This is a genomic window from Leptospira levettii (genome assembly GCF_002812085.1).
GTDB lineage: Bacteria > Spirochaetota > Leptospiria > Leptospirales > Leptospiraceae > Leptospira_A > Leptospira_A levettii.
In genome coordinates this window covers 419292-444906 of the sequence record NZ_NPDM01000002.1, presented here as the reverse complement: position 1 = coordinate 444906, position 25615 = coordinate 419292, and the positions used below count along the sequence as shown (strand labels likewise).

At 38.1% G+C, this 25615-nt stretch carries 22 protein-coding genes and 1 tRNA gene; 15 read left to right on the top strand and 8 right to left on the bottom strand.

Annotated features, from left to right (window positions below):
• Positions 1-9 precede the first annotated feature (9 nt).
• Positions 10-1239: a C40 family peptidase gene (locus CH354_RS09710; RefSeq protein ID WP_100726641.1), complete on the top strand. Its 1230-nt coding sequence runs from the start codon at positions 10-12 to the stop codon at positions 1237-1239.
• 11 nt (positions 1240-1250) lie between these two features.
• Positions 1251-2150: a patatin-like phospholipase family protein gene (locus tag CH354_RS09705; RefSeq protein ID WP_100766475.1), complete on the top strand. Its 900-nt coding sequence runs from the start codon at positions 1251-1253 to the stop codon at positions 2148-2150.
• On the opposite strand, the gene CH354_RS09700 is transcribed toward CH354_RS09705, so the two are convergent.
• Both CH354_RS09700 and CH354_RS09695 read right to left on the bottom strand, forming a co-directional pair.
• Positions 2151-3650: an OmpP1/FadL family transporter gene (locus CH354_RS09700; protein WP_243396033.1), complete on the bottom strand. Its 1500-nt coding sequence runs from the start codon at positions 3648-3650 to the stop codon at positions 2151-2153.
• Between the two features lie 41 nt (positions 3651-3691).
• Positions 3692-5221 (bottom strand): hypothetical protein, encoded by a 1530-nt coding sequence (locus tag CH354_RS09695; RefSeq protein ID WP_100726642.1) that lies wholly within the window; start codon positions 5219-5221, stop codon positions 3692-3694.
• Between the two features lie 99 nt (positions 5222-5320).
• Here CH354_RS09695 and CH354_RS09690 point away from each other — a divergent pair, with 99 nt between their 5' ends.
• From CH354_RS09690 to CH354_RS09680, 3 genes are read left to right on the top strand one after another with little or no spacing between them, the layout of a single operon-like run.
• A complete protein-coding gene (locus tag CH354_RS09690) occupies positions 5321-6562 on the top strand; it encodes a M48 family metalloprotease (RefSeq protein ID WP_100726915.1) in 1242 nt (413 codons plus the stop codon).
• Entirely contained in the window at positions 6549-8717 is a 2169-nt protein-coding gene (locus CH354_RS09685; protein ID WP_100726643.1) for an adenylate/guanylate cyclase domain-containing protein, read from the top strand. The genes CH354_RS09690 and CH354_RS09685 overlap by 14 nt, the downstream gene beginning before the upstream one ends.
• Before the next feature lie 54 nt (positions 8718-8771).
• Positions 8772-10574, top strand: coding sequence for a methyl-accepting chemotaxis protein (locus CH354_RS09680; protein WP_100766410.1), 1803 nt, complete (start codon positions 8772-8774; stop codon positions 10572-10574).
• Here the strand turns inward: CH354_RS09680 and omp85 are convergent.
• Positions 10571-12103 carry an Omp85 family outer membrane protein gene (omp85, locus tag CH354_RS09675; RefSeq protein ID WP_243401508.1) on the bottom strand — a complete coding sequence of 511 codons (1533 nt, stop codon included), beginning with the start codon at positions 12101-12103 and terminating at the stop codon, positions 10571-10573. The two genes, CH354_RS09680 and omp85, sit on opposite strands and share 4 nt — an antisense overlap.
• A 718-nt stretch (positions 12104-12821) precedes the next feature.
• Here omp85 and CH354_RS09670 point away from each other — a divergent pair.
• On the top strand, positions 12822-13904 hold the full coding sequence (locus CH354_RS09670) for a hypothetical protein (protein ID WP_243396031.1): 1083 nt from the start codon (positions 12822-12824) through the stop codon (positions 13902-13904).
• 25 nt (positions 13905-13929) lie between these two features.
• Positions 13930-15834, top strand: coding sequence for a methyl-accepting chemotaxis protein (locus CH354_RS09665; RefSeq protein WP_100726645.1), 1905 nt, complete (start codon positions 13930-13932; stop codon positions 15832-15834).
• A 216-nt stretch (positions 15835-16050) separates the two neighbouring features.
• Here CH354_RS09665 and CH354_RS09660 read toward each other — a convergent pair.
• Together CH354_RS09660 and CH354_RS09655 are read right to left on the bottom strand one after the other, a co-directional pair.
• Positions 16051-16125 (bottom strand) — tRNA-Arg (locus tag CH354_RS09660).
• 19 nt (positions 16126-16144) lie between these two features.
• A complete protein-coding gene (locus tag CH354_RS09655; RefSeq protein WP_100726646.1) occupies positions 16145-16987 on the bottom strand; it encodes a hypothetical protein in 843 nt (280 codons plus the stop codon).
• 32 nt (positions 16988-17019) lie between these two features.
• On the opposite strand from CH354_RS09655, the gene CH354_RS09650 reads away from it, so the two are divergent.
• The 6 genes from CH354_RS09650 to CH354_RS09625 all read left to right on the top strand — a co-directional run bounded on the left by CH354_RS09650 (position 17020) and on the right by CH354_RS09625 (position 20379).
• Entirely contained in the window at positions 17020-17376 is a 357-nt protein-coding gene (locus tag CH354_RS09650) for an HIT family protein (RefSeq protein ID WP_100726647.1), read from the top strand.
• 44 nt (positions 17377-17420) lie between these two features.
• Positions 17421-18176 carry a polyphosphate kinase 2 family protein gene (locus tag CH354_RS09645; RefSeq protein WP_100718886.1) on the top strand — a complete coding sequence of 252 codons (756 nt, stop codon included), beginning with the start codon at positions 17421-17423 and terminating at the stop codon, positions 18174-18176.
• A complete protein-coding gene (locus CH354_RS09640) occupies positions 18173-18913 on the top strand; it encodes a UDP-galactose-lipid carrier transferase (protein WP_100726648.1) in 741 nt (246 codons plus the stop codon). Before CH354_RS09645 ends, CH354_RS09640 begins: the two co-directional genes overlap by 4 nt.
• Before the next feature lie 16 nt (positions 18914-18929).
• On the top strand, positions 18930-19274 hold the full coding sequence (locus CH354_RS09635; RefSeq protein WP_100726649.1) for a hypothetical protein: 345 nt from the start codon (positions 18930-18932) through the stop codon (positions 19272-19274).
• Between the two features lie 209 nt (positions 19275-19483).
• A complete protein-coding gene (locus tag CH354_RS09630) occupies positions 19484-19954 on the top strand; it encodes a MarR family winged helix-turn-helix transcriptional regulator (protein WP_100726650.1) in 471 nt (156 codons plus the stop codon).
• A gap of 11 nt (positions 19955-19965) precedes the next feature.
• The gene (locus CH354_RS09625) at positions 19966-20379 is read left to right on the top strand and encodes a DUF1398 domain-containing protein (RefSeq protein ID WP_100718889.1); all 414 of its coding nucleotides are present in this window, start codon (positions 19966-19968) and stop codon (positions 20377-20379) included.
• Here CH354_RS09625 and CH354_RS09620 read toward each other — a convergent pair.
• From CH354_RS09620 to CH354_RS09610, 3 genes are read right to left on the bottom strand one after another with little or no spacing between them, the layout of a single operon-like run.
• Positions 20370-20981: a hypothetical protein gene (locus CH354_RS09620; RefSeq protein WP_100718890.1), complete on the bottom strand. Its 612-nt coding sequence runs from the start codon at positions 20979-20981 to the stop codon at positions 20370-20372. The genes CH354_RS09625 and CH354_RS09620 overlap by 10 nt on opposite strands.
• Positions 20981-22480, bottom strand: coding sequence for an NAD(P)H-hydrate epimerase (locus tag CH354_RS09615; protein WP_100766409.1), 1500 nt, complete (start codon positions 22478-22480; stop codon positions 20981-20983). Before CH354_RS09615 ends, CH354_RS09620 begins: the two co-directional genes overlap by 1 nt.
• Positions 22481-23587, bottom strand: coding sequence for an LIC_12708 family protein (locus CH354_RS09610; RefSeq protein ID WP_100726652.1), 1107 nt, complete (start codon positions 23585-23587; stop codon positions 22481-22483). It lies immediately after the preceding gene.
• Between the two features lie 132 nt (positions 23588-23719).
• Between CH354_RS09610 and rimP the strand changes: the two genes are divergently transcribed.
• Together rimP and nusA are read left to right on the top strand one after the other, a co-directional pair.
• Positions 23720-24208, top strand: a complete 489-nt coding sequence (gene rimP / locus CH354_RS09605) for a ribosome maturation factor RimP (protein WP_238760995.1) — start codon at positions 23720-23722, stop codon at positions 24206-24208.
• Positions 24209-24212: 4 nt separating this feature from the next.
• Positions 24213-25613: a transcription termination factor NusA gene (gene nusA, locus CH354_RS09600; RefSeq protein WP_100718894.1), complete on the top strand. Its 1401-nt coding sequence runs from the start codon at positions 24213-24215 to the stop codon at positions 25611-25613.
• Positions 25614-25615 lie beyond the last annotated feature (2 nt).

Sequence of the window (25615 nt, the reverse complement as noted above, 5' to 3'; positions counted from 1 at the left end):
CCTTGGTTCATGTTATCAAAAGAATACCATCTATCTATTTTTATATTGGTTTTCCTTTTCCCTTGGTTTTTACATTCACAAAATTTAGACACACTTTTAGAATCAGGTTATAATAAACAAGAAACCTTACTCATTCGAAGTGAAATTCGAAAGAAACTAGGTGACCGAGCAAACCAAAAAGAAATCCAAAACATCATCCAATCTTTACGTGTGTGGGCGGTATTTGAAACCATGTCACCTTCGGAATTTGCATTGGAAGTAGAAAGGTTTGTGATTTTAAAAGATCACGGATATGATTGGGAAGAGACGGAAGATTTAATTCCCTATCTCATCACAACCAAACCTAACAAAAAAGAGATTCCGTTTTTAGGTAAGTTTTATCGGGAAATGAAATTAAGCCAACTGTCTGAGGAAGAAATGTTAAATTTTTTCCAAACTGCAAAGAGTAAATCTTGGACGGGCGAAACATTATTTGTGGTTGGTCGATTGTATGTTCTGTTGCGAAAACAAGAATCCAATCCAAATGTAATTCTCAAACAATTAGAAAAAAAAATACCCAAGAATATCCTTACACTCAATTCAGAAAAACAAAAAAAACTGATGTTAGAGATGAAACCAGAGTCAAAGAATTCTGATTTTGCCAAACGTTGGAATACGGTCATTGAGGATACGATCTCTGTTCTTTCTGGGAAAAATACGATTGATGATTTTAAAGTTTCTGATCGTAGGACAGAAATAATTTGGAATGAAGAAGGAGAATGGATCACAAATGAAAGACCAAAACTAGATCCAAATCTCATTTTTATGGAAGAACAAACTACCTCCCAAACAACAGAAGCACAGAATGTTTCCAAACGTAAGTTAGTGGATCCAGTTGGTAGATTATGGATCGGAACACCATATTTGTATGGAGGTTATTCCAAACGAGGAGTTGACTGTTCTGGATTGACAAAATCCATCTTAACGGATCCAAAAATTGGAATGAAGGAGAAGGCCATTCCTCGCTCAGCAAAAGACCAATCACAAATTGGTAAATTTGTTCCCAGGGAAAAACAAGAAATTGGAAATTTGGTTTTTTTCTCTGCGTCTCCCAATACTAAAAAGATCACACATGTGGGTATGGTATTAGAAAATGGAAAATTTATCCACGCTTCAACGAGCAGAGGTGTTGTCATTCAATCCCTAGATGAAAAATGGTGGAAGGAAAGGTATGTTACAGGTAGAGATATCTTTCTTTAGTGGCAATTGATATGGCAAAAAAGAAAGCATTGGTATTGTCTGGTGGTGGTGCAAGAGGTGCCTACCAAGCAGGTGTGTTACGATATTTAGAAGAAATCAATTGGAAACCAGATATAATTTGTGGAACATCTGTTGGAGCGATCAATGCATGTGCCATTGGTTCTGGAATGGATTCAAAAAAATTATCCGAATTATGGTTAAAACTGAATCAAAAACATATCATGCGTTATTCGGTATGGAATATGTTAAAAGGATTGTTTCGAAGAAAATACTATCCTTTGGTAGAGACATATCCTTTAAAAAAATTCATTCATGAACATTTAGACTTTAGTCACTTAAACGAGTCAAAAACAAAGGTAATCATTTCGGCCGTTAATATTTTATCATCAGAGCTTAGATTCTTTGAAAATCCAAAACTGCAGATTGAACATTTACTTGCTTCTTCGGCCATTCCCATGATTTTTCCGTGGCAAGTGATTGATGGAGAACCTTATTGGGATGGGGGGGTGATGGCAAATACTCCGATTCTTCCAGCATTAACACATGAAGCTTCCGATATCGTTGTGGTATTACTTTCGCCCGTTGGAAGTTCGGCGATTATGGAAACTCCTGTGACAAAGGATGAGGCATTACAAAGGTTATTTGAACTCTACTTACTTGGTTCCTATAAAAGTGTAGAACAAGGATTGGAATACCGAAAATCTGTGATGAATGGTCTCACATCAATTGAGAATTTTCTCCTGAACCTAAGGACACAATTTACGAACGCTAAAATTTCTGTCATCGCCCCAAAACAAATGTTAGGTTTTGGTAGTATTCTCAATTTTAAGAAAGAACAAGCTGAAAAACTCTTAGTGCAAGGTTATGATGACACTAAAGAATTTTTCCAAACCAAATCTAAGAAAAAATGATCAATTCCTGGAACTAACCATAATATAAATGGACTGGGCCATATATTCAAAGGATTGGGCTAATGAATTTGGGTCGATCCTAGAATTTCCATATCCTGTTTCGCGGATATAGGTAACAGATACTGACGATTTTGAAGTCACCCATGAAAATCCCAAACTGAAACCTTTGTTCCTTGAATATTCATTTCGAGGATTTGTTCCAGAACGAGCAACTTTGTAAATGACACTCGCGTCACCAGAACTTGCCGATACTTGGTTACCAAAGGTATTTTGAAGGTATAAATCAACTGCCGATTCTGTCCATGAAACTGGTTTTGTATTTGGTTCGTTTGTGTAAATACCACCTAACACAGAAAAAGTGTCTGCCAAATAGTATTCCATACCAGCAGCAAAATTAGTGGTGGAATACCTTGTTAGTTCTCTAACCTCTGTATCATTGATTGTGTAAGTGACACGTCGACCGAAGGTACTAATCTCATCTTGGTTCCTTCTTACTTTATAACCGGAGGTATGAATCATATCAAAGGATGCTAAGAATCTTGCCGTTGGGAAAAAAGCCACACCAAATCGCATTTCTTGTGTTTGCGGAATGGACGTGACAAGTTTCGGTTTTTGTGTCAATACTCCTTGTTCAATCGAAGAGGCTCCACTTCCAGTCCCTTCAATAAAGTCAACAGCAGAGGAACCTGGTCTACGTGTAGAATCAACATAAACTTCATTGTACAATCTGTCCCCACCGGTAACAAAAATTCGACGATAACTAAATCCTAAAGATAGTTTAGGATTTGGTTGGTATTGGATCCCAAGGACTGGCATGAGTCCTGATGTGCGACGATTGTCTACATACGAGCGCATCACATAACTTAGATCTGAGAATTGTTGGAATTGGGTTCTCGAAACTTCCTTCGTGTCATTCAAGTAATACAGTGTGGCACCTAGAGAAAGTTTATCATTGAGAAGGTATGCCAAACTGGGTCCGACTAAAAGTTGGTTATATCGTTCTTTTGTATAATTCCGAGTGGAATTAATCGAAGGAGATACAAGAGGGTAGTTCACCTGATCAACTCGATTATAGGAATAGTTATAAGTATTGACGATTGAAAAGGCAAACTTCCATCGATCAAAGTTTTTAAGTAGTCCAATGAAATTGGGATCAAAACCTTGGTGGGTTTGGTTGTATCTTTGGCCTGGTGTGTCTATATTGATATAACTACGTTTGACATCTTTAAAATTACTCGCAGAGATCGATATCCCATCATTATGAGTAAACCCAAGCCCTGCAGGATTGTAATAAGCACCGGATGGATCGTCAGCGATGGCAGTAAAGGCACCTGCTAGTCCCGCTGCTCTTTCTCCATAAAATCCTTGTATGTTGTTAAATGGTTCCGAAGGAAACAATGAGACAGGTAAAAAACAGATACCCAAAAATAATATGGAATGAATTATGAATTTCTGAATTGTATTTAAGTTGTGTTTACGATTTTTTTTAAGGATTAACATATAAATTTCGTTTTGTTTGGTTCCAAATATAAGAATTTCAATTAAATTTGAACGACAGTATTTGCTCGAATAGTATATACTTCGTTTCCGTTTGTATCAATTGCATACCGCCAGACAACTGCTGATGGAATTTGATTGGCTGTCCCATAAAAGTCTACATAATAAACTGGACCACCACTATTGACATTATTATAAAATTCTCCCCATCCTATAAATTCATCTGGAAATACATTGGGATCAACTCCAGAAGGCATGATGACATATGCATCATATTCAGTAAATCCAGCTCCTTGTCCAATTCCGCCTCCAGGAAGTGCAGTTGTAAAATCAACATAAGCATCCCATTCAAAGGTATAAGTGGTTTCGATAAACTCACCGTAAAGATCTGTATCAAGAACTCCTAATTCTTCATAATCATCGTTAGCAGGGGTTCCAATGTCATAATAATCAACAGCAAAATAAGTGATATCACCGTTCGGATCATAAGTTTCGGTTAAATAATATTCAAAATTATCGGCATTATCTATGTATTCCGTCAGGACATAACCTCCTAGGTCATTCGTCCTCCCTTTGACTGAGGTTGTGATTTTATTCCCAGCAGGGTCATCATAAACATTACTATAATTTAATGTGACACAATTATTGGCATTGGCACTTGTATCCTTCTCACATTCTTCGAAGGTAAACCGTGTTGTGGATTTGTCAGTATTCCCGGATCCACTTGTCACTTGTTTGATATTGAGGATGGCTTTGTCTTTTTTCCCTGCTTGTGTGATGTAAGTGATCGATGCTTCTACACTTAAGGAAATTCCAAATACTTTTAAGGAACGATTGATTGAACTAAATACTTTCGATTTATCTGTTTTGAATTTGATTGCCTTTTGGAATTTATTATTGGAAGGACAAGGTTGAGGGGTGCCGATCGCATCAGCAAACGAATATTCAACTTCAACATCATATTCATCATTACTCAATCGTTTATACACCATGGCAGGTGTTGGCACTGATTGGCCAGTGAATGGTAAAATCCCTTCGTTTTGTAAACTAACGAGTTCTCCTCTTGCTTCTTCTGGGCTTAGGCCAAGCCTTTCGATCCCTTCCAGGAACTCTTCTTCCATACTTTGTGTGATACGCACAGTTCCCGTACCACCAGGGATACACACTCCTGGACTTGCTTTTGCAATTGCATAGGAACCGCTGATGAGTACTAAGTCTTTTTTAGAATCCCTCAATATCTCAGCGACGATACTTGTTCCTTCTGTTAAAAAGTTTTGTCCAGTAAATCCGTAATCCAAAGTATCTTGTGCAATTCCTTTGTTGGTAAAAGCCATTTTGGAAGAACGATTTTGGCGCAAAAAACTTGCACCTAATCCACTGGAAGGTTTCCGAATCGAACGAGGGACAGCCACACTGAGGTTGGAAGGAAGTTCTGTATTGATATTGGAAGAAAATAATGTACGAATGAAAAACCGAGTGGCTAATGCACTGAGAGTATTACTTTCATCTTTTTCTTTTTTACAACCTTCGAACGTCATAAACAATACGATGAGAAGTAGAAAAAAATGTTTCATTGCCCGTTCATCACAATGGATGGATAAGAATTGTCAATTCGAAAGTCAAAATTAAAAAAAGAGTTTTCAAAGATAGATGAAACCCAACACTCATTGGTAATGAAGTCGAACACTTTATCCTATTTATTCCTTTTTGTCAGTGTTTCACTACTTGCAAAAGGTAATGTTTATGTGCAAAGCAACAAAGCAAAGTTACTGACGCAACCTAAGTTAAATGCAGAAGGAAGTCTTTTAAAAATAGGAGAAGTACTAACGCCTATCACCGAACAAGGGCTCTTTGTCCAAGTGCGAGTCGAAGAGAAAACAGGTTGGGTCTCAAAATTATTTGTTTCTCCTCTCCCACCTGGAACACAGATGAAATTAGGCATCACTTCTAATTCCTCGGAAGCTGTTGTGGCGAGGCAACGTGCTTCTGATTTTACGAAAACCGCTGCTGCAAGAGGGCTATCTGAAACCCAAAAGATGAGAGTGCGTGGAGAAGGAGAATTGTATGATTTTGAATCCTTACGTTGGCTTGAATCCGTACCATTGGCTTTTGAGGAAACAAATCCAAAAGAAGAAAAAAAAACTGGGATCACACAAAGTTCGAGTTTTTTTTCATTCTCATCTAATTCTGGATTACCAGTACTTGGGGAAACAAAAGCGGAAGTGAAGATGGGCCGTTCACTTGCGGCAAGACTATTGAAAAAATACAATTTAGTTCGTGATTTAGAATTCACAAGGTATCTCAATTCCATCGCATCAAAGTTAGGTTCTGTTTCATCTCGTAAAGATTTGGAATTTCGAGTAGGGATCATTGATTCACAAGAAGTAAATGCATTTTCCTGTCCTGGTGGTTATTTGTTTATCACCACAGGCACTCTAAAAAAAATCCAAACGGAGGCAGAGTTAGCTGGTATCATTGCACATGAGATGGGTCATGTGATTTTATTTCATAATGGTGAATTCAAAGAATCGAATGTATTTGTTGATATCCTTTCTGGATTATTATCTCCACCAGGCAGTGAGGTTGTCAATTCAGCGATGGCAACTGCGATCACTGAAATGGAAAAACAATTTTTTGAAACAGGCCGAGATGCAAAGGTGGAATTAGAGGCGGATGAGGCAGCTGTAGGTCTTGTTTCTCAAATAGGATATTCTCCACTGGGATTGTCTAGTTATCTAAATACAATGTCAAAATCAGAAGGTACGGACCTTCTGAAAAAAACACATCCTGAAACAAATTTAAGAATCGCAAAACTCGTGTTTATTGAATCTTCGGTGTCAATGGAAGGAACTCCTGTCATCATTGACCGTTGGAGTGATTACAAAAAACGATTAACAACAAATGAAACAAAATAAAATACTCTTCCCAATTTTTTTAATGGTAGTGATTCCGACTTTACTCACTACTTTCATTTCCTTTTTCCGATTTTCTACGACATTAGATCGAAAATTATCAGATGCATTGTTTCATCTATTACCTTCCCATCATACATTTTCAAAAGACATTGTGATCATTGACATCGATGAGCAGAGTATTGCCAAATATGCAGACCATCCAGAGCTCGGGCAGTGGCCTTGGAAACGTCATATTTATCCCACTCTCATCGGATACACAAAACTCCTCACCCCACCGAAATTTACACTCATCGATATCATGTTCACTGAGAGATCGGATTATGATGATGCTTTGGTTATCGCTAACGAAAGTTTGGGGGAGATTTCCCATGCAGCTAATTTCCGAAATGGTGGGATAGTGATTCCTAGAAAAAGTATCGATACCATTAGTCAAAAATTCAGTGTTCCTTTGAGTACAAATATTCCTTTTCCAAAATATGAAAATGCATCCTTTCCCATTGGTCAAATTGCAGAAACTGCTCCCACTATCCATGTGGTGAATGTGATATCGGATAGTGATGGGATATTAAGGAGATTTTCCCCCTTTGTAAGCTGGAATGGATTGTATTTCCCAACACTTGCGACGCAAGCATTCGCATTAGGTGATCCTTTCACTGTAGAAACAAAAGAATCCAATGTTTACTTAGAAAAAGAAGGAACAAAACGAATCATTCCCATTGGAAAAGATGGGCTCGTAAGAGCTTATTTTTATACAGAAGATGAGTTGAGAAATATTCCTAGGTATTCAGCAGCAGGGATCATTGAATCATTAGAAAAGTTAAACAGTGGTGAGGTGGAAGATCCAGACACACTCCTTGTGCCTCCCAAATTGTTTGCAGATAAAATTGTCCTAATTGGTACTTCTGCTGCAGCTACACATGATGATGTTGTCACTCCCCACGGATTGTTTCCTGGTGTGATTGCTCAGGCTGTGTTTGCTTCGAATTTAACAGAAGGGCATTTACTAAAAGAATTACCTGTGGCGTATGGATTTCTATTTACAATTTTAATTTTGTTTGTTGGTGTTCTTGTTTTGTTTATTAACCAATGGCATTTATTGAAGAATATTTATCCAATATTTGCAATCTCTTTGTTTCTCGGATTGTTCTATTTCCTTTATCGAATGGATTATGTATTGTCTACTTATTCTTTTGTGTTTGGATTCCCAGTTTCCTACTTACTTGGATTTGCTTATTTAACTTACACAGAAGGAAAGGAAAAACGAAAATTCAATCACATCTTACGGAACTTAGTCGATCCTGAAGTGGTGAGTGTTGCTCTCGAGAATATGGAATCCTTAAAAAGAGGAGGGGAGTGGGAAATTACTGCCTTTTTTTCGGATGTTGCTGGTTTCTCCTCCATTAGTGAGGAATTAAGTGCAACAGATTTAGCAAAGTTATTAAATGAATACCTTTCCGCTATGACCAATGTTTTAAAAGCCAATTCAGGAACTTTGGATAAATACATTGGCGATGCAATCGTTGGTATTTTCGGTGCTCCTATCCAAAACATGGAACACCCAAAACTTGCTTGTAAGACCGCTCTTGAAATGGTGAAAGAGTTGGAAGGTTTAAGAAAAGAATGGAATGAAAGAGGGGATTATACACCACTAGCACGCGCTATGGTATTTCGTATCGGACTTAACTGTGGTTTGGCTAAAGTTGGATTTATGGGAACAGATAGTTTGGCATCCTACACGATGATGGGTGATACAGTAAACTTAGCTGCGAGGTTAGAAGCTGCTGCCAAAGATTATGGTGTCTCAATCTTAGTTTCAGAAAACATCGAAGTCGCTTGTAAGGACACATTTTCCTTTCGATTTTTGGATTGGATCCGTGTGAAGGGAAAAGAAGCTCCAGTGAAAATCTATAGTTTAGAATCATTTAAAGATGAAATTTCGCCAGTTTCTGCCAAAGCATTCGAAGAGTATGAATTCGGTTTTTCCGAATATTCCAAACGAAATTGGGAAACTGCCATCGAACATTTTAAGAATGTTTCTAAAATACTAGGGAAAGAAGATGTGAGTAGCCACTTACTTATCAAACGTTGCCAAACTTTGTTCCAAAACCCACCACCTGTCGACTGGGATGGCGTTTACACCCGTACGTCAAAATAATACTATACGATTCTCTGCTTTTCCTACACTGTCCTGAAAAAGGAAAAAGCGGAAATGGATGGAGCCAAAATTAAATCCTTATGTTGGCGGTTGACAATAGGACTAGAATTATTGACAGCGGTGCTTGCTGTACCAACTGCAGTGTTATTCATTGTCATAGCCGGTGTATATTCATTTGAAAAGTCTTTACTTGTTGTGTTAGGTGCAACCATTGCACTCTTTACTTCTTATGTTATCCCTACCATTCGTTTCTTAAGACTTAAAAAATTACTAAAGAAAACCATTCCCGATTTATTTCACTCGTTATCACTGGAAGAAAAACAAAAGATCAAATTAACACTTTTAAAATTTCCGAAACATAATTTGAGTTATTTTTTGATTCAATGGAGTTTCGGAATTCCATTTGCTGCGTTCGTGACATTCCAATTTTTTACTCCAACACTTGCGGAATACCTGCCTTATATTATTTTGCCAATTCTCATTTATCCAGTATTAGGTGTTTCGCATTTTTTTTTAAGCGAACTTGTGATCTCTGAAGTTTTGATTACACCAGAGTTAAAAGATTTACCATTAAATGCTGAATCGATTCCAAAAGTTGGAATTTATGCTCGAATATTTTTTACAATGTCTGCTGTGTTTAGTATGACACTCACTGCATTAGGGTACCTTCTTTTGGCAGAAGTTACAAAATTTGTACAAATCCTAAATGCAGAAGTTACTCTGGTATTGATGGCAGCTTTTATCACCATCAATATCTTTGTACTTACTTCTCTTTTTGTAAAAGCAATGAAGTTTAACACCATCCAAATGGCAAATCGTTATAAATCTTTAGCAAGTGGGGATTTAAGTGAATCGGTTCCAATCATTTCGACGGATGAACTAGGACATGGATCTATTTCGCTCAATTCTTTCATCACAAGTATTCGAAAAATTACATCTATTGTGATTGAAGAATCAGATAAGGTGAATTCGGATGCGAAGGTTATTGCAACACAAACACAAGGGTTAACTCAAGCAATGATGGAAGAAGCATCATCTTCGGAAGAGATGTCTGCAGGTGTGGAGGAAATGTCAGCAAGCATTCGTTCTACTGCTTTTGGCGCCAAAAAACAACATGATATTACAAAAGAAGCAAAAAATTTAGTCACCGATATGGAGTCTTCTATTGTATCAATCCATGATATGATGAATTTAACACAAACCGAAACCAAACAAATGGAAGAGGAAACGAAATTAGGTCAATCTGCTCTTCACTCTACTTTGGTTGCGATGTCTGATATCGAATCGAGTGTTGAAAACACATCCAATGTAATCCAGGTAATTGGGGAAATTTCAGACAAAATTGGTTTATTATCACTCAATGCTTCGATTGAAGCTGCCAGGGCAGGGGATGCGGGTAGAGGATTTGCAGTCGTTGCAAGTGAGATTTCTAAATTAGGGGAACAAACTCTTTCGAACACAAAACGAATTTTGGAAGCGGTTTCAAAAGCATCCGCTTCGACAAAATCAGGAAGGCTTGCTGTGTCCAATACAGAAAAAACCTTCACTCAAATTGGAAAGTCTGTTCACACAACTATTGAACTTATCAAACAATCAAGTGAGATGACAAAACAACAATTAGATCTTGTGAAAAATGTAAAAGAAAATATTGAGAAATTGACAATGTCTGCAATGGAGATTGAACAAAATACAAATGAACAGGCTAGTACTTCGGAAGAACTTGCAAAGAGTATTGCAACCATTACAGAAGGGACAGAATACTTAAATCAATTTGTGAATGATATTGATAAGTTGTGTTCGGCATTGTCTAATAAAGCTTCTAACTTAAGACAAACTATTGATTTTTTCAAAATCTAAAAGACATGGCTAAAGTTAACGAATAATTGTTCGTCTTCTCTTGATTTAGCATAATCAATCATAATGATAGTTGCTTGGTTCCAAGCGATGCGTAAACCAAGACCTTTGGAATAAAAATAATTTTTTAAATTAATTTTATGTTCATCATCCCAAACCCTTCCATAATCAAAAAACGGTACAATATTAAAGGCAAAAAACTCCGATCCTAATTTTGCTTCTGCAAATTTCCATCGAATTTCCGAATTTCCCCATCCCATTGCTCGTCCTACAAAACGATCTTGTTTGAATCCACGTAAGGTACGAAGTCCACCAAGTCCTCCCACTAGACCTTCTGTTCCCCACATATTTCTATATTCAAAAAAAGGTGCTTCTCCTTCTGTAACACCAAGTCCAAACCGATTTGCCACAACTAATTTATCAACTAACTTAGGAAAAGGGCTCCAAAACATTTTAGTTTGGGCAAAATACTTTTGGTACTGAAAATCCGAACCCAATGCTTTACTATGTTTTTCATACGTAACTTCTGCAAAAATTCCAGAATTAGGATCTGGTTCAAAATCACGAGTATCATAAACAATTCCTAGTCGTAATGCGTTGACATAGCCACCTTGGTAACCGATTATTTTTTTTCCCTCATAGTCTTCCGTGAGTCTTGTTTTTCCATTAGGAACGTCTGCAGATAATTGGTCAAATGTTGGATCCACACCTCGTACCATTTTCCCATCATAAGTTCGTATGATATTGTTTGAAAATTTTAAACCTGATACCAATCGAACCGTTCCACCAACAAACGATCTCTCTCCACTCACTGTAGCCATTGGAGTTTCAATGGTATACCGGTTGTACATTCTGTCAGTCACCACATAACCAGGCATCTGCGGAATTCCTGAAAACGTTTTTCCTCCGACAGAAAAAGGATCAGAACTAGTCCCTGGACGATAAAAAGTCAAATTGGTTTCTTGGTCGACAAAACTAGCATTGTTCACCTGACGGTTGTATGGTTGGTTCCTCTCTAAATAAGACAAAGACCTCATACTTGATTCACCTATACCAAAGTACAAGGTAGTTGGAGTGATGGTTAAAAATGCATCTGCACGAAGTCTCCATTGTGTGTCAGCGATAAAAGGCATATCTAAGCTGATCTGGTGGTACTGTGCATTTTTATTTGTATTAAAATACTGAGCGAAGAGCCTCATTCGGTAAGGTGTGTAATGGAACAATGGATCAGTTTTTGGTCCATTATTGTAGATATAGGCTCTTGCACCGTAACCGATGCCTTCGTTAGGATCGGAATTGATTAAGGGTAGGCCCGTTGGGTACCAACCATCCTTTTTGTCTTCAATGTCCTTTTTACAAAGTTGTTTGGAAACATCCATGGGAAAGGGAAGATTCTTGGGAGGAGGGTCTTTGATACAACCTGGCTCCGGGATTGCTTCTTGTGCCTTCAGTCCCAGACTGAGTCCCAAATAGACAATAACGAACACATAGAATCCTTTTTTTGCCAAACGAAGTTCCGAACCAAAACCCATAAGAGGAGGAAAATGGATGAATTCTAAGAATTGTCAATACAAAAAGTGAGTATTCACTCATTTTTTAAAAAGAGGGTGGGAAACAAAATAGCAACGTATCTTTTTTTCGAAATCATTTAGTTACCTCAAGTTTTGCCTTTTGTTTTCGTTGGTACATGATTAGAAAACTGTAACGGGTAATTTGTCCCCATTGGCATGACCATGTGGAATGATTCATGGCACAGAAATGGAATGAAAATAGGATCAAAGTTGAGAAAAATTCGTTTCAGTGTTATCGTTTTAAGCATAATTAAAATATTATATACTAATATACGAATCAATTTGCAAGGCGAAGCCTTTTATTTATAACAGTTGTATTTTTATATATTCGAAGAAATGAATGCTGAATCGAATATTTTTCTCGTTTCGAAATGGAATCAAATTTTCGTTATAGGGAAATCCCAAGATTAATATTAGTGATTTCTCCTAATGTGATCAAAGTCTAACTCGCCTTATACTTCTTAATTTATAGTTGCACAAAAACCATTCCTCTGAACCTTGGATTTAGTCGTAAAAATTGTTACAATATGTTCGTATGTCACATATTGTGCCACATAATTGAAAACCGTCGTTTCTTTGCTTTGTAATTTCGTTATGGATTGGTACAATATTGAAATATTTCATCTTCCTTATATTCCTATGTTTTGGTGTTTCTTCTGTTTTTTCTGAGAAGCGGAGATTGAAGAAAAATAAAGATGCAGATTCTGTTTCACTGGGTGTTGGCACAGATGTTAACCAAGGAACAAATTCTGAACCAGTGATTACACTCACACAGTATGTGGCAAATGAGAATAATTTCCGAGGGATTAGTGTCTATGGTGATCGTTATGCTAGGAGGAATAATACCGAATACAAATCGGTTCCCGATGCTTGGTTTCTGACAACGGAACTAGCCTTTCATACTGGTGATAAAAGATTTACCACCAATATGATGTTTTTTAATCCAATGGTGGGTAGAACCAATCGTGACAACGATTCCTATTTTCAGGATAAGCCAGGTGGAATAGACCAAACAAACACAGTTATCAATCAATTGTCCACAGGGACATTAACAACGGATCCAAATCTTGTCAAAAGAAGGCGTGAAAAAAATGCTCTAGGTGATTCTGCCTTAGGCGAATTTTATTTTAATTGGGAAAATCGTGCGGGATCTTTTTCGACCGGACTTTATGTTCTCATCAATGTAGGTGACAATTCAAGATTTGCTACTTCTGATTATACCTTTATTTGGAGGACTCCTTTTTTAAAATATATAAATCCCACACTATCTACATACTATAAATTCACATCAGAGTTTAGTGGTTATGGAACAGGAAGTGTATATCAAAATTTAGCCTTTCATCATCAGTTTCAAATTTCTGATAATATTTTCTTAACTCCAGCAACACATATCGGATACCAATATGTGAATGATGTAACTTTGCAAAGAAGAGGTATCTCAGATGTAAACACTAGTTTTAAATTGAGTATTTTAAACTTTTTTGTAAAAGCAATTCATGTATATAGACCAGATACCTATTTATGGGATAATGCAACTTTTAACCCACAAACAGGTGTGATCTATGCGGATAACAATCAAAATGATCAGAGAATTACCGATCCTTCGAAAAGGTATGGTTTAGCAAATCAGATTAATATAGATGCTATCAATCATATGCCAGTTGATCCAAATTTAAGACAGAAATTGGTTTATAAATACCAACAACAAGATTTTGTAAAAAATACTTTTGTGATTCAAATTGGCTATTCAATGAAATTTTAATATAAACGAGAATAAAGGTTAAACTATGAAAGAGAATATGCGTTCCATCTTCATTATTGTGTTTGTTAGTATTGCAGTTTCGATCACTGCATTGATTTTTGTGACCCTACAATTGAGAAGAGCATCAGAATCTCTTGCTGAAGCTACGATATCCAGGTATGAGTCGTATTTGTTAGCAGATGAGATGAGACAAAGCTCGGATGATTTAACTCGTTTAGCTAGAACTTATGTAATCTCTGGTGGAGATCCCAAATGGGAAAAACAATATTTTGAAATACTTGATATACGAAATGGAATTTTGCCAAGGCCAGTCCATTACGAAAATATCTATTGGGATTTTGTAGCAGCTGGAGATTTGAATCCTCGTCCCAAAGACAAGGCAATTGCGTTACTTGACCTTATGAAAGAAAAAGGATTTTCTCAATTAGAATTGAAAAAACTAGATGAGGCAAAGGAAATTTCTGACGCATTAGTGAAAACGGAAACCATTGCGATGAATATGGTGAAAGGTCTTTATGTTGATAGTGAAGGAAAGTTTACGATCAAAAAAACTCCTGATTTTGAAGAAGCACGGAGATTGATGCATAACGATGAATATCATATAAACAAAGCAAAAATTATGAAACCGGTCTCCGAGTTTTTTCAAATTTTAGATCATCGGACACAAAAGAAAGTAGATGATGCTATTTATAACCAAAATTTTTGGATCTATGTAGTGATCTTCGTAGTCATCATCACTCTTGGTATCCTTTTGTATGCAGGAATCCAGTTAAAACTTTTATTCCAATACTTGGGTGGTGAGCCCGCTTATGCGAACAGAATTGTATCAGAAGTAACGAAAGGGAATCTAAATATAGATATAGAAACGATTCCTAGCGACCAAATGAGTATGTTATACTCAATTAAAGGTATGGTCACTCGATTACAATATATGATTAAAGAAACCCAAGATGTCGTTGACCAAGCTGGAAAAGGGAATCTGAAATTAAGAGTGAATCTGGAAAATAAACAAGGATTTGCGAAAGATTTGGGAAACAGTATCAATTTACTTTCAGATACTAGCTCAAATATTATCGACGATGTGAATCATGTCCTAATTGCCATGGCCGATGGAGATTTAACACAAAGAGTATCATCTCACTATTTGGGTGATTTTGAGACATTAGCAACTTCTTTAAACAATACCTTGGATACTCTCTCACAAGCACTTTCCGAAGTTAGAAGTTCTGCAGTTGTCATATCACAAGCTTCAGCTCAAATCTCAATTACCTCACAATCGTTAGCGGAAGCGACTACAGTCCAAGCTTCAAATATTGAACAAACAACTGCTGCCGTAGAACAGATGTCAGCTTCAATATCTCAGACAAACTTTAATGCAAAAAATACAGATGAAATTGCGAAACTTTCTGCAGAACATGCAGTGAAAGGGGGAGATTCAGTGAATGCCACTGTCCTAGCCATGTCTAAAATTACAGAAAAAATAAGCATCATAAACGAGATCACAAGCCAAACCAATTTACTTGCTTTAAATGCTGCGATTGAAGCAGCTAGAGCAGGTGAGCAAGGAATGGGATTTGCCGTAGTGGCTTCAGAGGTAGGTAAACTTGCTGAACGTAGCCAAGCTTCTGCCAAAGAAATCAGTGAACTTGCCAATAAAAGTTTGATCACTGCAAAAGAAGCTGGATCACTACTTGACGAAATTGTGCCTTCCATTGCGAAAACAGCAAGTCTTGTTCAAGAAATTTCTGATTCATCTAGAGAACAAGCAATGGGTGTACAACAAATTACAGATGCTATGACCCAAGTAAATGAAAGTACACAGAATAATGCCGCAAGTTCTGAAGAACTATCTGCAACAGCAAATGAAATGAGTCGTCAGTCTGAACACTTAATGGTTTTGGTAGAGAAGTTCCGATTTAAAGTCAATTGATTGGAAAATTAGTAACACAATTTGGGAATCACCCTTTCCGCTGTGAACACATCCTGTGTTGTCTTTCGCTCCGAGGCACGGTTTTGCTCTCCCTTCGCCATCCTGGCTACGGGACAGAAATGCTCACTCCCTATGGGTCGTTCTCATTTCTGATCACAAAACTGTTCGATTCCCGAATTATTTGTGTTAGTTGGACTTGATTTTAGAATTTAAATTTGGTGCCCCAGGAGGGAATCGAACCCCCACTGTCGGTTCCGAAGACCGATGTTCTATCCGTTGAACTACCAGGGCATGGGATTGGGATGTATTGTCAGGATAGGTGGGCCGTGTCCTCGGGCAATTGATTTTTTGGAAAAGAAAAACTCATTCGGACAATGTAGAGAAAGAGTAGGATGGTCCATACCACAAGTAAAATTCGTAAGAACAAAAAGACGAAGTAAATTGGTCTGGGTTTCCCTGGAACAAGAAAGATGGTTAAGTCATTTGCTTGGAAAAGGAGGGATCCCGGGATTTTTTTACGGATGGCATCAAAGTTCTTTCGAAATTCGCCTAATCGTTCGGAAGGGTCCAAAGCAAAATCGTTGGTATAACGTAATGAACCTTCATCACCAAATGCATAAAAGGAAGTTTCCCAACCTATAAAATCAAAATGGATTGGAAACGAACCAGGTGGGTTTCGAATGAAAAAATAAATGGTCCCACCTTCATAAGGAAAGGAGGGGATTTGGCCTTCGAGTCTGATTTTGTTTTTGCTAAATCCATCTTCATAAAAATCTGACCAATCACCCCATTGGTAAATGGTTCCCCTGTCATCCTTCCAGAGAAATCCACCCAAATTTCCCAGTTGTTCTAAATCATTTTCCCATTCCGAAGGAATTCCTTTTTTTTCAACAAATGATTCTTTTTGGATCGTACGATTGCGTAGTGTATGTTTCAAACGGATGCGTAGATCACGAATTTCGGATTGGTTTGTTTCTAAAAGTCGTTTTCGAATTTCAATTTCTTCCTTTTGAAAAGGATCAGAAAATACAACTTCTGATAGAGTGAGTAATAATTCTGTGATTGGGTCTTGTTTCTCCATGGTCCCTTCTGCGGAGATAGGGGATAAAAGTGAGAAAAGAAAGATGAAGAGCACAAAAAAATAGATTCTCATCTTCCTTAGTATCGGCAAAATAGGGGACAATGATGAACTGTCCAATCTGCCAAGCCCATAAAAATCCTGAGGAGATCCTCTTTGAAAATGAATCTTGGGTCTTACGAAAAGCAAACCAAAACCTCGAAGGATATCTTTATTTAGAATTAAAAGGTCATGGAGAATCTTGGAGTGGACTCAGTTTGCAACAATTGGAAGCATATGGACGCGCTCTCCACAAAGGAATCGAGATCATAGGTTCCTTTCATCCTGAGAAAGTATATTTGACTGCCATTGCAGAAAGAGTCCCACATTTGCATGTCCATTTGGTTCCACGTTTTGAAGGCCAAACACGAGGAATTGAACACATCGCGCAGGCAATAGGGCCAGGATTTCCAAAACCCATGTAAAAAATGGTTGGAGGTTTTGAAAAATCACCTTAGACTTTTTCTTTGTGATTTTAGAAAGACACCCGACAAACCAAATCCCTCATACTTCACTTGATGGTATCGAGAGTTTACAAGAACGTTTTTTCCTCTTACAAAGAGAAAGTGCGAACCAAAAAATCGCACATATCTTTATTTTGGAAGGGTATGCCTCCACTGGAAAAGGTTCCATCTTACAGTCATTAACCATTCGTCTCGATCCCAGAAAATTCAAAGTATATTCTCCCTATGTAGACCAATCAGAAGATAGAGGTTATCCTTTTTTGTGGAATTTTTGGAAGGTTTTACCTAGGTATGGTGAATTTTTATTTTATTTAAATACATATTACAGCCGTTTGGCGTATCTTAGGTCACAGAAAAAAATTAGTATTTCCGAATATGACCACCGACTCTTATCAATTTTGAATACAGAACGAATACTATCGAAAGATAGAATTATTGTTCATAAATTCTTTTTGCATCTTTCCAAAAAAGAACAAAAAAAACGATTCGAGGATGCTAAAAAAAAGAAAAAAGTATGGGAACTTTCGAGTTATGACAAGGACCAAGGAGAACATTACAAACGTTATTTTGAAATATTCGATTCAATCTTAAGTTCTTCCCGTACGATTGACTCGCCTTGGCTTGTCATTTCGAGTGATCAAAAGGAAAATACAAAACTACTAGTCTTTGAGGCAATTTTGGAACGATTGGAACGTACCTTAAATTTTGATTCCAAAGCAAACTTACAATTGATCAACCACGGTATGGAACTAATCCCATGAAACAAAATCTTACAAAATCACGTATCTTAAATTTGAATCAATTGGATCTTAGTTTGGCACTTACACGTGACGAATACCAAATCCAAATGAAAGATTTAAAAAATAAAATTCGAGAATTAACCTTTTTGGCAAAAACGAAGGATACACCTGTGTTGGTAGTTTTTGAAGGTTGGGATGCAGCAGGTAAAGGGGGAGCCATTCGTCGGCTAACATCTGAAATTGATCCTCGTTTATTTGAAGTGCACAATATTTCTGCTCCTAACCAAGAAGAAATCCAACACCATTACCTCTGGCGTTTTTGGAATCGAATTCCAAAAATTGGTCAAATTGGAATCTTCGATCGTTCCTATTATGGGCGTGTGTTAGTGGAACGTGTGGAAGGATTTGCAAAGGATTCAGAATGGGAAAGGGCTTATGAAGAAATCTTTTTATTTGAAGAACAACTCCAGAGTTTTGGAACCATCATCATTAAATTTTGGTTGCATATCAGTTCTGACGAACAACTCAAACGATTTGAGGAAAGAAAAAATGATCCTCTTAGGCGTTGGAAATTAACAGAGGAAGACTGGCGTAACCGAGACAAATGGCATTTGTATGAAGAAGCCGCAAATGAAATGTTCCAAAAAACAGACTCTCCAAAAGCTCCTTGGCACCTAGTACCTGCAAACGATAAATACCATGCACGTGTTATGGTATTGGATGTTGTCAAAAGAAGATTAGAAAAAGAATTGGAGTGATGTTGGATTTTGACTCATGGCAGTTTTGGGATTGTCGGCATTTATGGGAACTGGTGCTGGAGGAGACGTTGCAATTGGCGCTACTTATGTTGCATGGGGCACAACCTCATGTGCAACTGGGTGGAATATCGCTTACACAGATTATATGCAATTACCATATATCCGGTCAGCGACAAGTCCAACCGCACCTTCTTCCAGCGTATCAAATTTAATCTGTTCTGCTTCTACAATCAGTGGATTAACATCTGCCCAATTGAGTTTTTATTCAAGAGCTAGTGGATCCAATTATGGCCCACAAGGGGAGATTTACATGTCGCAATTTGCTGACAATATTCAAAATTGTGTCGTTTGTGTAAAATAAACCTGCTCTTGGGGAGAAAGGGGAATCAGTCAATCCGACAATCCGTTTTCTCCCTACTATCGTCTCTAACATTAATCACTATTTTCTTCCTCTTTCAAATATATGAATGAATTCAATTGAAATCAAAAATTCCGAGAATCTACTTCATTCTAAATAAAAGACTTTATAATTGTCTTGACAATAGTTTACTAGGAAACTATAATTTGTGTGTGAAGAAAACAAAGTCAGTGGAACCTAGCCATTTAAAATCGCATTTAGGTTATCATTTAAGAGTGGTTTCAAATGCAGTGTCACATACTTTTGCCAAAAAACTAACCAATTTGGATGTCACCGTTGCTGAATGGGTGATCCTCAGAGAAATGTATTCTCATGAAACAAATACATCACCTAGTATTGTTGCTGAAATTACAGGTCTTAGCAGAGGGGCAGTTTCCAAACTCATTGATCGACTGTTACACAAAGGACTTGTGAGTCGTGAAGAAGGAACGATCGACAGGCGATACCAAGAGATCAAACTCACAAAACAAGGAAAAACACTGGTTCCAAAACTAGCAATAATAGCGGACGAGAACGATGATGCCTTTTTTTCAAAGTTAACTGGATTGGAAAAAAAACAACTTCGAAACATTTTGAAGAAACTCACGAACTTACATAATTTAAATACAAATCCTATTGAATGAGGTAATAACCAATGTCAAACCTAGTGACAAAGCTGACAGAAGCACAAAAGTATGCCATGTCCATCCGACCAAAAGTGGGTGGATTTCCCGTCCTTGCTGAAGTATTAAGGCAAGCTGGTGTGATCATAAACCGTTGGACCTTACCATCTTGCCAAGCCGTTTATCAGATGCAAGGTGGATCTGTTCTCCAACAAGGAACTCCAATTGTTTCAGGTGTTCACGAAATACCTGTTTTTCAAAGAGAAAATTTGATTAAGGCACTCCGAAAAGACCAAAATGGTGGAAGTACTTTCCCAGAATTTTTAAAGGAAACATGGGAGGCAGGAGTAATCGGTTATGATGTTGATTTGATTGGAAGGAAAGTCATTTATTATGGTGTGAATGGGGAAAATTATACTGAGGAGTACCCAGAAGTTCATTTATAAGGTTTTTGTTTGATTTGAAAGGTGTAAGACCTATCATTTGTATGGATAACCACTTGCGCATAAAACCCTAAATCAAGGGACCGAAATTTGGAACGAAAGATGGATGCTTCCTCATCAAAAATTTCCTTTCGGCAATCTGGCACAAGTGACTTCCATCTTTCTTTAGAAACGGAATGGTATAAAAATCCATTAGCCTCGGAAGGAATGGTTCTTTCTTCCCATTCAATGGGTTCCGAAAAACACAAAATACCATTTTTTGTTTTGATTCGAAACTCAGATTTCCATGTGGCAAATGGAACTTTGGTTTCAAATTTTGTATGATTTTCAATGAATAAAAAATAACCTTGGTATGTTGGGTCTTCCTCTCTTGATAAACTTAAATAAGTAGGATATCCATCTACCACCTGTTTGTCGGACTTTGTGCTATTTTGAAAACTTCCTGGGTTCAGAGCTTTGAAACCAATATAAAAAATGAGAACAACTAAAACCAAATCAATAAAAAGGACAATTTGCCTCCATCTTGTTTTTTTGTGTTTATCATTGATTTGTTTTAGATAGTCACGAAATTCTTCTGGAGAACGTGAGTGGTAACCTTTTCCCATTATAATGTCTCCACAAGGGATGTTAAGATTTGGTTTGCAGTAGGATAGGGTTCCTCTAATTGTTTGGATTGGTCGAGGAACGATAACGCAAGTAAAACCACTTCCACTACTGACAAATCCAAATCCAAACTAAAATAACGTGCAAGGATTCCTGATAATAAATCACCTGTTCCCATGGTTGCCAGTTTTGGATTCGGAGATTCCCAAACGTAACTGGTTCCATCAGGGCATACAAGAAGGCTTACGAATGATTTTAAAAGTACATACACCTGGTTTTCTTTTGCGAAAGGAACCAAGGTATCATAGGCTTCCTGTACGGAGTTGTGAATTTTACCAGTCATACGGTTTAGTTCCCCTACGTGCGGTGTAAGAATCACTCGATCCCCAATGGGTAGTTTGGTTCCAATACTTGGAATCGCACCTGCATCCAAAACCAATGTTTTGCCAGGTTCCATCTTCCATCCTTCCAGTCCTTTTGGATAAGAAGTGAGACCAGGTCCTACAACGATCGTTTTGGTTTTAGCAAAAAAGGGATCACTCACCATTGACAAAAAATCAGAAGTCAATGCCATCTTCGATAAGTCTTCTTTTAAAACTAAGTTTGTGATGGATTTTGATGGTGAAAATACTTTTGAGATTCCGCCACCCAATCTGGAAAAAGCAGATTCCGAAAGTAAGATGGCACCTTCCATTCCTTCGCCACCTCCATAAAACATCGCAGACCCTGCACTGTATTTATGTGCTTTTTGTTTTCGTTTGAGGACTTGGGTGGCTTTTTCTGGATCTGGTTCTAGATAAAAACGATTGGAAAAATGAATGTTTGATAAATGGGTGCGGATGGGAAATCCAATCGATTCATAATACCTGGGGATCAGGTTGTCTTTTTCATAAATATACCCTACATTTTCCCATTTGCGAGTGCCAAGTTCTTCAATGGAATCGGCATACACAAAAACATGATTCTCTTTGGTTTGATAACCTAATTGGTATGGATCCCAGCCACTCGGTGTATCGAGTGATAGTCTGTAAAAAATAACATCGGAATCATTAATGGCTTCAATTGTGGATTTTAATTGGGATGTGATTGGGGATTGGAATCCAGTTCCTAGGAGTGCATCTACGAGTAGGACTGAATCTGTCTCCCCATCTTCCAAATCAGATTCGAATTTTTGTAAATCTCCAATCTTGCTTAAGGTAGATTTCACGAGTGATTCATAAAATCTCCCCGCAATATTTTTGTTAGTTGAAGTTTGGTAAACTTTAACATCATATCCTTCTTGGAAAAGAGTGTGGGCAAGTGCATAACCATCACCACCGTTTCCACCACTTCCGCAAACAATCCATATGGATTCTGCCGTTTTCCAAAGGTCTTCATTTGCGTGAAACACTGATAAGGCGGCCATACCCATAAGAGTTTGTTCAGAAAACCCGAGAGAGGAAATTGCCAATGAATCTAAATGTTTCGATTCTTGATTTGTAAAAAGAGGGATTTGTTTCATTTAAATCCAGCGGTACACTTCTAAGGCACCCGCTCGAATGCGAACTGAATAAATGGTGTCAAAGGCATCCGTGTAGGTTTCCCTCCACTGTCCTCGTGGACTCGAAAACGGAATTCTTTTGTTATTGATGTGGTTTCCTTCTTTGTCATGCACTTGGAGACGGACAGAGTTTCCTCCATCTTCTGTTTCCCAAATGTAAAATTCACCATTATTCCGGATGGAAAATAAAATCTCAGAAGGGTCTTGGATTTCTTTTAAGAGTTCTGATTGTTTGGAATCAAATTGAAACCTGTAAATCCGACGAAATTTAAAACGTTTGTCTTTTTTGGAATCATAACTAAAGGAACCGAGTACATACTCTCCTTCTGGGTGGGGGAGAAGTTTGTCTAACGTGATGTCATATTCTTTGGCATCATTACTATTGAAAACATCCAAAGTGGATTCTTTTAAATTCCCTTTGAGTTCTCCTTCTTCAAAATACGAGAGTCGCATTTCTTCTGCAATCCGATGGTATACAAATAATTTATCCCCTTCACCAGGTAAAATGGATTCAATGTAACGGAATGGTTCTGAGTTTTTCCCAGAAGCACCTAACATAAATTTCACAACACCTTTTTGGGTGATTTGGACAAGAAAGGAAGGGAGAACGGTAGTCCCTTGGGTGGAAAAAGCACCACTATAGGTTTTGTATAAATTTTCTTGGCCGGGGGGGAGTTCCATCCCTTTGGAAGAAATTCGGTTTTGGACCACGAGGTCTCCGTCTTCATTCATTGCCACAATTCCGATCCCACCGAAGCGAAAAGGGTAATGGGGGATCCCTGCAACCGATTTAAAATCAGGGTTCCCGATGGTGGCATCAAGCCTTCCATTCCGATCAAATAGTTTGATCACCGACTGTTTGTTGTCGGCTAGGGCTGAAATATTTGAGGATGTAGGGATGGTTAAGGGAACATTGGTCAATACCTGGTTTACCACCACACCTTCAAAGGTTTCATTAGTCGCCCCAAGGGGGATTCGGAAGAGGATTTCTTCTTTTAGGTTCTCAACACGGAAACGTAAGCAGGAAACGGAAACAAAAAGAAGGAGGCTAAAATACAGGGGTCTCATGGTGCAACATCCATTCCCTAATTTTTTATTTACAGGACAACTCGCTTTTCCTAGCCTGTCATGAGACGTGCTAAATTTTAGCATGAGCTTTGGTCTCTTATACAGATTCCTATTGGAATCTTTGGATATGGTTTGGTATATACCGAGGAAAACATCAGAGAACTGATTTTACGAGTTCTCGCTCCACCTCTAGCGCTTTTTTCGCTCCAAGTACAGAATCGGAAAAACCACGCCCTCATTGAGATAGAACTTGATCATCTCACAGACAAAACTGGCTCTGCTAGTTTAGAAGATTGTGAGACTGTGTCTAGGAGACTCAAAGAGGAGCTGGACCAATGGGGAGAGGAATTTGATTTCACTCTCCAAGTCTCCTCCGCGGGAGCAGAACGTGTTTTACGTTTGCCGGAGGATTTAATTCGTTTCCAAGGACTTTTAGCAAAACTAGAAGTGCCGCTGGAATCAGGGAAATGGGACAAACGATTATTTCGTTTGGGACCGGTTTCGGGGGATTCCGTTGAGCTTACGCTTTACGATCGTAAAACTCGACACAAAAAGAACCAAAAATCGGTATCTATGCCCATCGCAGAAATACGAAAGGGAAATTTGTATTTAGAAATTTAAGACTATGGCGACAAAACAAGCAACGAAAGAAACTGGGCTATTCGAAGCCATCCAACAATTCTGTCAGGATAAATCTCTTGATAAAGATCTCGTATACGGTGTCATCCGCGACTCACTCCTTGCTGCCTATCGCAAAAAAGTCGGTTTAGAAGCGGAAACCGATGATCGTTGCCAAGTGGAATTTGGCTCCGATAATAAAAATGAAATCATCATCTCTGTTTTACGCGATGTCGTAGAAGGGAAAACAACAAACCCACTTGAAATCTCTTTGGAAGATGCAGTTAAAATCGATCCAAAAATTGAAGTGGGAAACCAAATCCGAGTGTTTGAAAAACCACAAGACTTGTCTCGGGTCCTTTCGAGCCAAGCCAAACAAATGGTTTTCCAACGCCTCCGCGATATGGAAAAAGAATTACTCTACCAAGAATACAAATCCAAAGAAGGGGAACTCACACACGGGTACTTCCAACGTTGGAAAAAAGACATCATGTCCATCGACCTAGGTAAGGTAGAAGGCATTATGTTGAAAAAAGACCAAAACCCAGGTGAAAAATACCGCCAAGGGGATCGTCTCAAAGCCATTATCTCTCGTGTGGAACTTCGCCCACGGGAACCAATGCCAGTGATCACACTTTCACGTGCTTCTGGTGATTTTGTGAAAAAACTCTTTGAAATGGAAATTCCGGAAGTGTATGATGGGATTGTCGAAATCAGAGATGTTGCCCGCATTCCATCTTACAGAACAAAGGTGGTTGTGACCACAAGTAAGTCCGATGTAGACCCAGTGGGAGCTTGTGTGGGAATGAAAGGGGTAAGGATCCAGGCGATTGTTAGGGAACTAGGAAATGAGAGGATTGATATTGTCCTCCATTCCGATGAGCCAAGTGTTTTTATTGCCAACGCGATTTCTCCTGCAAAACCTGTGGAAGTGCATGTGGACAGAAAACGTGGGGATGCACTAGTCATTGTTCCAGATGAATCTTTATCGCTTGCGATTGGGATTAACGGGTCCAATGTAAAACTTGTCTCCCAACTTTCTGGATTCAAAATCGATATCAAAACTGTATCACAATACAACCAAGAACTCGCGTCGCCTGAAGCACGCGAAAAACTCGACCGACTTTTCAATGCACAACAAGAAGCAATGGAAGAATCGGAAGACAATTACAACCAATCGGGACAAGAAGAAGAGGAAGAAGATTCTGGTTACACACCTCTTTCTGAAATCCCTGGTCTCACACCAAGAATCGTTGGCCTACTAGAGGCTGGTGGGATCAAAAATGTGGAAACCCTTCTTGAGTTCAGCCAGGAAGAACTTTCGAAAATTTCCGGAATCGGAAAAACCACGGCAGAACAAATTTTACGTCTGTTACGTGAGTCAATCGAATGGGTAGAAGAGGGTTAAGT

Excerpts from the sequence above, each read along its gene's own strand:
- CH354_RS09625 (WP_100718889.1), top strand. The coding sequence starts at position 19,966 with ATGTCAAACCTAGTGACAAAGCTGACAGAAGCACAAAAGTATGCCATG.
- CH354_RS09620 (WP_100718890.1), bottom strand. The coding sequence starts at position 20,981 with ATGGGAAAAGGTTACCACTCACGTTCTCCAGAAGAATTTCGTGACTAT.
- CH354_RS09640 (WP_100726648.1), top strand. The coding sequence starts at position 18,173 with ATGAAACAAAATCTTACAAAATCACGTATCTTAAATTTGAATCAATTG.
- CH354_RS09615 (WP_100766409.1), bottom strand. The coding sequence starts at position 22,480 with ATGAAACAAATCCCTCTTTTTACAAATCAAGAATCGAAACATTTAGAT.
- CH354_RS09655 (WP_100726646.1), bottom strand. The coding sequence starts at position 16,987 with ATGAGAATCTATTTTTTTGTGCTCTTCATCTTTCTTTTCTCACTTTTA.
- CH354_RS09690 (WP_100726915.1), top strand. The coding sequence starts at position 5,321 with ATGAAGTCGAACACTTTATCCTATTTATTCCTTTTTGTCAGTGTTTCA.
- CH354_RS09665 (WP_100726645.1), top strand. The coding sequence starts at position 13,930 with ATGAAAGAGAATATGCGTTCCATCTTCATTATTGTGTTTGTTAGTATT.
- CH354_RS09705 (WP_100766475.1), top strand. The coding sequence starts at position 1,251 with ATGGCAAAAAAGAAAGCATTGGTATTGTCTGGTGGTGGTGCAAGAGGT.
- CH354_RS09700 (WP_243396033.1), bottom strand. The coding sequence starts at position 3,650 with ATGTTAATCCTTAAAAAAAATCGTAAACACAACTTAAATACAATTCAG.
- omp85 (WP_243401508.1), bottom strand. The coding sequence starts at position 12,103 with ATGGGTTTTGGTTCGGAACTTCGTTTGGCAAAAAAAGGATTCTATGTG.
- CH354_RS09610 (WP_100726652.1), bottom strand. The coding sequence starts at position 23,587 with ATGAGACCCCTGTATTTTAGCCTCCTTCTTTTTGTTTCCGTTTCCTGC.
- CH354_RS09650 (WP_100726647.1), top strand. The coding sequence starts at position 17,020 with ATGAACTGTCCAATCTGCCAAGCCCATAAAAATCCTGAGGAGATCCTC.
- CH354_RS09680 (WP_100766410.1), top strand. The coding sequence starts at position 8,772 with ATGGATGGAGCCAAAATTAAATCCTTATGTTGGCGGTTGACAATAGGA.
- CH354_RS09695 (WP_100726642.1), bottom strand. The coding sequence starts at position 5,221 with ATGAAACATTTTTTTCTACTTCTCATCGTATTGTTTATGACGTTCGAA.
- CH354_RS09635 (WP_100726649.1), top strand. The coding sequence starts at position 18,930 with ATGGCAGTTTTGGGATTGTCGGCATTTATGGGAACTGGTGCTGGAGGA.
- nusA (WP_100718894.1), top strand. The coding sequence starts at position 24,213 with ATGGCGACAAAACAAGCAACGAAAGAAACTGGGCTATTCGAAGCCATC.
- CH354_RS09710 (WP_100726641.1), top strand. The coding sequence starts at position 10 with ATGTTATCAAAAGAATACCATCTATCTATTTTTATATTGGTTTTCCTT.
- CH354_RS09685 (WP_100726643.1), top strand. The coding sequence starts at position 6,549 with ATGAAACAAAATAAAATACTCTTCCCAATTTTTTTAATGGTAGTGATT.